The sequence below is a fragment of the Clostridioides sp. LIBA-6622 genome (assembly GCF_056716095.1).
The window spans coordinates 1-6298 of sequence record NZ_CP197003.1; the positions used below are offsets into that span (position 1 = coordinate 1).

Here is a 6298-nt window from a genome sequence, read left to right on the forward strand (position 1 = left end):
ATGGAAATATTAAAAAAAATAGATAATAATGATGAAGTATTAATGAAAAATAATACTATAGTAAAAGCTAAATATAGCTTGTCCACTTTAGAAAATCGTATATTTTTAATGCTACTTTATAAGTTACAAAAAAATAATGATAGTGTGATAAAATGTAATATTTCACATGATGAATTTAAAAAAATTATAAAGAAAAAAGAAGATACTTCAATAGATTCAATATCTAATTTTTTGGTTGAATTAAGGAAAAAAAGTATTTATTTTATGGATAAAGAAGGTTGGGGCGAATATGGTTTTATAAATGGATTCAAATATGTACCTAGTAAAAATATTTTTAAAATTGAAGCATCTCAAGAAATACATAAATATATAAAAGACTATTTGAAAAATGGATATACACCAATCAATTTAACAATCTTTTTTAATTTAAGAAATCCAAATGCACAAAGATTTTATGATTTTTTAAGGCTTTGGAGTAATACAAAAAATATTATCACATATAAAATAAGTGAATTAAGAGAATTATTAATGTTAGAAAATAAATATAGTCGTTATCCAGACTTGAAAAGAAGAGTTATTATTCCTGCGATAAAAGAATTAAATGAAACTGGATATTTCCAAATTGAAATTAAAGAAAATAAATTGAGTAGAAAAGTAGATTCAATAGATTTTATTGTAAAGGATTTAGACAAACGAAAATATTTTACTAAAGAAGATGAAACCCTTACAATAGAAACTAAACAAGTTAAACAAAATAAAAAAATTAGTGAAATTCCTAGACAGAAAACTAAATTTCATAATTTCAATGAAACATTTACTAAGTATGATGAAAAAGAATTAAATGACATAATTAAAAAAAGTCAACAAGAAAAGTTTAAATAAATAAAAAAGCTTACCATAAAAAGGTGGTAAGTCTTTTTTATTCTCCATTAGTGGGGATTTTGAATATACCTTAACCAACGTAAAAATTCGTTTGTTAATTTCCCCAACTTGTTGGAAATATTTCATAATAAGCATTTTTCTTAGGCGTGTTATCCGCACATGGCAATTTACCTTCCCCCACAAGTGGTCTAAACATATTCAGTATACGTTTCAATGGCATGTATCTAAGTACTATAACTATTATTTAGAATGTTAAATATTGCAACTCGTGAAATGCGAGTTCCTAACTAGAGTATGTTCTAAATGTACCTACATCAAAGCTGAAATTTAAGCTATCTTTCACACAGATACTATTTGTTACAAAGGTTAAGAAATGGTAAAAAATAACTATAAATAGTTAAAAGGCAGTAATAGCAATAGCATGGACAAAAAACACATGTCGAGGACACCTAAAAGCAGGTATGATGACACTTGAAACAATATACCATAACACTCAAAAAACACATACGAGGACACTCAAATGGAGTATATATTATAGATAATTATTATAGAAAATAATTATAAAAAACAATTATAGAAAACAATTTACGCATAAAGGTAATTTAAAAATCAAAATACCCTTATGCGTATTATTTTTTTAGTCTATTTCTCTAGCTTTTTTCCATTCTTCATAATCACATAATTGATAAATGTATGGTTGTATTGGTATTGTTTTAACTTGATTGTTTACTATAATATCTTTTGATTTACTTTTTCCACGTGACATTTTTATGTATTTTGAAGCATGCAATTCTTCTAATATTTTTGCAATAGGTTTATCAGTGTGTAATCCTATTGTAGATGCTAAATATTTTTGTGCTACAGGAGAAGGCTTACCATTTCTTAATATCCAGCATAATGTTAAATATACTTTTATAGCATTAGAACTAAATGCACTTATAAGTCCTTCCAACATCTCTATGTTTACTGTTACAAAACCATCATGACCTTCTTTATCAAGATATTGTATCTTATAGCATGCTCCATTACTTTTAGTTAAATCTACAGTTAGTATATTACAATCAGCTTTTAACATTTTAGATATATTTCTTTGAATTGTTCTTTTGGATTTGTTTGTTAGATTTGAAATTCTATCATAACCTCCAGCTGTTAACTTATTCTTATAAAGGTATCTAGTACAATCATTGTTCATGTTGCCTATATCCTCAATATTAAAATTACTCTCTAATGTTAGCCCTACAAGTGTATTATAGTCTACATTTTTATCTAACATAATTGTACTTCTTGTTGCAATAGGTAGTTTCTGTTTGTTAGTATTAACTGAATTAAATTCTCTTATCTTAAAATCCTTTGTAAAATCATCATAAACCATGTTTTCTAAGCTTATAAAAATCACTCCCTTTTGTTTTTATATTGTTTTGTATTACATAAATATAAATTAGTGGAGTATAAAATAAACCCCACTAATTATTTAAAATTTAAACAGAATTAATTTAGGTATGTTTTAGATATGCTTTTTATACTAAATCAATAATTAAAACGTCTATCCCTAGATTTTTTTTAATATTTTTGAGGTCTACACTTGCGATTGTTGTGTCTTTGCATTTATCACATTTATTCCTAGCCATAGTTATTCCATGTTCTACATATGTGTTATTATTTAAATGTTCGAATATTTTTTCTTGTAATTCTTTAAAGTCTGATATGAGATAGAACTTCATACTTGTAAAGTTTATAGCTATTAAAATATCTGCATTTAAATAATAACACCAACCCTTATTGTCTGTTGCTCCTTTTTGTATGTATGGCTCGTTAGTCTCTTTTTTTAAGTACCTCATATCAAAAGCTAATATGTCTGATTGTGTCTTTCTGTAAAAACTAGATGCTTTTACCTCAACACTTAAAGTGTCTTTTTTCTCATTATCAAAAATTATGTAATCACCCTTAAATTTTTGGATTTGACTATTTTTATATGGAATTTCTAAATATTCAATATCATGTTGTTTAAAAAATTCTTCTGCTATCGCCAAAGTTAAATCTTCTTTATTTTTTGAAGATGAAAGTCTTGACTGTTTCAATTTGCTTATTGCTTGCTTTAATTCGTTTGTTAGTTGTATCTCCATTCTGTTTTACCTTTCTAGTTGTAAAAATCTCTAAAGCTTCACTTAACATATTTTGTTTTTCAGCTTCTAATTGTTCAACTATATTTTTATTTAATGTAATTTTCATATTTTACAATCTCCCTTTTGTTTTTATAACTTTTTATCGAACTACCTCATCATACCACCACCTTTTGCTGGTGTAATAAAAAAATTCCTTTAAATGTTAATTTTGAAAAGTACATAAATCATATTTTAGAAATTCATTTAGGGAATTTTGTCCAATTAAGTAATCACTCTATGCTTTTTATTTCTCTTAAAAATTTTTTTACATTCCTGCACCTCCTAGTTGAAATGATTTAAATTTGTTGAAAATATAAGATAATTTTATTGATATACCCTCTATAGGGTATAAAAGGACTGTATTTATATTGAAATACAGATAATTTATATATTAACTGCTTGAAAATATATAAATGGATATGGTACTTTGATGTGTTTTTAATATAAATATTAGAATAATATAAATAAAAAATTATTCTAATACTTATCTAACTTGTCATTATAACATTATTAGTAATCAATGTAAATATATGGTTTTTAAAAACTAGAGGTACAAACATAAAGGAAGATATTTTAAGGTACCTTAGAATGGCGTATACGAGGTCGTTTTTGTTGAAATTTCAATAGATTTCATGAAAATTATGTTGAAATAGTATTTTAATTGTTTTATAAATATATTTTATTGTTTTATGTCTACATACGAAAAATTTTTAAGTGTAGAAATTAAAGAACTAGCACAAAATTTTTTATATCAAACAAGTCTAATACCCTATATACCCCCCCTTTTTTTATCATCAAACATTTACATTCAATATTACATACATATAGTTATTATAAAAAAGCAAATATAACGCATTTATTAGGCTTGTAAGCCTATTTTTTTCATTCTAATACATTTGTATGTTTTCAGACATAAAACCCTTAAGAACACCAATTAAATCGATATTTTACCTAACATATAGCTATACATACAGTCAACGATTATAAAATATGGAAACAAAACTCTTTATTATTTGATTTTCATTATCATTTTTAATATCTATGAGGAATAATTTTATTAATAAAATTGGAAAAAAATTCAATTTAACTATTGACTACTGGATGCCAGTGATATACTATATAAATATAGGAAGGAGTTGAACACTTTGAGAGAAAAAATAAAAAAGCTCAACGAGTTATTAAAAGAGTTGGTAGAAACAACTAATTTAATCGTTGAACTTTTAAAAAAAGCTATTCAGATTACTGGTTTATTAGCAATAATACTTAAAGCAATATCAAGTTTATTCTAATAAACAAAGGGGCTTAGATGCTGTAACATCTAAGTTCCTTGCTTAAATAATAGCATTTTTTCCCTCATAAAACAATATGAAAAAGATGTATATAAAACTTATAACTAATATTATTAAAATAATTATATTGCTGATAATTCTTGTACTTTTATCAGTATACATTTTAAATATTATAAATTAATTTATTTTATAAAAGGAGTGATAGATATGGAGAAAACAAAGCGTAACATAATGATAAATAAGGCAGGTGGGAATAGTGGCAAAAATACAGTCAACTACAAAGTGTCATTACCTGCTCAAATGATTAAAGATTTAGGAGTAACACTGGAAGATAAGAGTGTTCTTTTAAGTTTTGTAAATGGCAAAATAATAATTGAAAAGGATATGGATTAGATATATAAATTAAACCACTCAGCATTTTAAGAGTGGTTTTTTTATTTAATACGCTGAAACATAAAAAATCAATATATACTAGTAATATCAACACTTACAACTCTTTTTTGAATGTCAGCAAACTAAGACATAGAATTTTATATTTTATGCCTTAATCCATTGTAATATAGTATTTACAATATATACATAATATCAATACTTGTATTTTGTCAGTAATAAGTCAGCAAATATGAAAATCTTTATTATTTTTTTAAATACATATTGACTTGGTGGTATCCATCAATATAATTGATATTGAAAGTAGGTGAGAACATGGAACAAGTAAAGCGTAATATAAGCATTAACAAGAGTGGTGGCACAAGTGGTAAAGGTTCAGTCGGTTATAAGCTATCTATACCAGCTGGTATGATGAAAGAGTTAGGTATAACTAAAGACAATCGAAGTGTAATATTGACATGTGCAGATGGGAACATAGTGATTGAAAAAGATACAGAATGTTAGGAATAGAAATACATCATAAAATTACTTTTGGATATAATATAAAAATAGTCTTTGTAGACGGTAATAGTTTTTATAGGCTATTTTTGTAGACAGTAATAGTTTTTATAGACTATTTTTCTAAACGCTAGCGTCTATTTTGTGATATAATAAAAGCAAGGAAATAACAATTTACTTTATACAAGAGTAGCTATTTCCAATCATTTTGAAAACTACTATTTTTTGAAACCACTCTTATTGGCGTCTGAGTGGTTTTTTATTTTCTCATATATTAACGCTGATATAACACCAGCTATTATACTCAATAAAAAATTTATCACCATATCGTTCCACCTCCTTCCGTTATGGAATTTGGCGTCTACTAAATATGGAAATAGCCACTCTTACACTTTTCAAACATTATTTTCCTTGCATAAATATTATAGCACATATCACATCAATTAAAATAAATATTTTAATCGCATATATAGCCAAGCTTCTTTAATAGCCTTATAAGCCTTTTAATGCTATCTGTAAGGCTTTATATTTGCATTGTAAGGTAATTAATCCTTGTAGTCTTTAAAATTGCTTTTAGAGGCTTATTTTTTGTTTTTTTATAAGTTGCTTTTGAATGTTTTTTAAATATAACTTTTTTGGTGATAACTATAACTTTTCGAGGTTATAGTTATTTTTATAAATTTATCGATATTTTAGAGGCTCATTTTTTGTTTTAATTTTTTTACTTTTAGGTTAAAAGATTTCTTAATTTTCTTGGTTTTAATTATGACAATTTTTAATTTTGTCATTTATCTATATAGTATATCCCTATTAATAGTAATAAACCTATAAATAATATTTAATAGTATTTAATATAGTATTTAGGAGCCGTCTTATCTATTGATATAACTATATTTGATAACTTTAAATGTGACAGGAGGGAACTTTAAATGTGACAGGAGGGAACCTAAATGTGACAGGAGGGAACCTAAATGTGACAGGAGGGAACCTAAATGTGACAAAAAATAAAAAAGACACTTTTAGTTCTAAATGCGATATAATTTTATTTGAATAAGGTATAGCAAAGGATGTGAAAAG

At 25.3% G+C, this 6298-nt stretch carries 7 protein-coding genes; 4 read left to right on the forward strand and 3 right to left on the reverse strand.

The window, feature by feature from the left end:
• Nucleotides 1-882 (forward strand): replication initiation protein (locus ACTG47_RS20610; RefSeq protein WP_479927265.1); only part of this gene is annotated, 882 nt, incomplete at its 5' end.
• A gap of 637 nt (nucleotides 883-1519) precedes the next feature.
• Here ACTG47_RS20610 and ACTG47_RS20615 read toward each other — a convergent pair.
• The 3 genes from ACTG47_RS20615 to ACTG47_RS20625 form a co-directional block, all read right to left on the reverse strand.
• Nucleotides 1520-2254, reverse strand: a complete 735-nt coding sequence (locus tag ACTG47_RS20615) for a hypothetical protein (protein ID WP_479927266.1) — start codon at nucleotides 2252-2254, stop codon at nucleotides 1520-1522.
• A 145-nt stretch (nucleotides 2255-2399) separates the two neighbouring features.
• Nucleotides 2400-2960, reverse strand: coding sequence for a hypothetical protein (locus tag ACTG47_RS20620; protein WP_479927267.1), 561 nt, complete (start codon nucleotides 2958-2960; stop codon nucleotides 2400-2402).
• Nucleotides 2926-3111, reverse strand: a complete 186-nt coding sequence (locus ACTG47_RS20625) for a hypothetical protein (protein WP_479927268.1) — start codon at nucleotides 3109-3111, stop codon at nucleotides 2926-2928. The genes ACTG47_RS20620 and ACTG47_RS20625 overlap by 35 nt, the downstream gene beginning before the upstream one ends.
• 1069 nt (nucleotides 3112-4180) lie before the next feature.
• Here ACTG47_RS20625 and ACTG47_RS20630 point away from each other — a divergent pair.
• From ACTG47_RS20630 to ACTG47_RS20640, 3 genes are all read left to right on the forward strand, one after another.
• Entirely contained in the window at nucleotides 4181-4333 is a 153-nt protein-coding gene (locus tag ACTG47_RS20630) for a hypothetical protein (RefSeq protein WP_479927269.1), read from the forward strand.
• Between the two features lie 207 nt (nucleotides 4334-4540).
• Nucleotides 4541-4726, forward strand: coding sequence for a hypothetical protein (locus ACTG47_RS20635; protein ID WP_479927270.1), 186 nt, complete (start codon nucleotides 4541-4543; stop codon nucleotides 4724-4726).
• Between the two features lie 312 nt (nucleotides 4727-5038).
• The gene (locus tag ACTG47_RS20640) at nucleotides 5039-5227 is read left to right on the forward strand and encodes an AbrB/MazE/SpoVT family DNA-binding domain-containing protein (RefSeq protein WP_479927271.1); all 189 of its coding nucleotides are present in this window, start codon (nucleotides 5039-5041) and stop codon (nucleotides 5225-5227) included.
• The last annotated feature ends 1071 nt before the right edge of the window (nucleotides 5228-6298 follow it).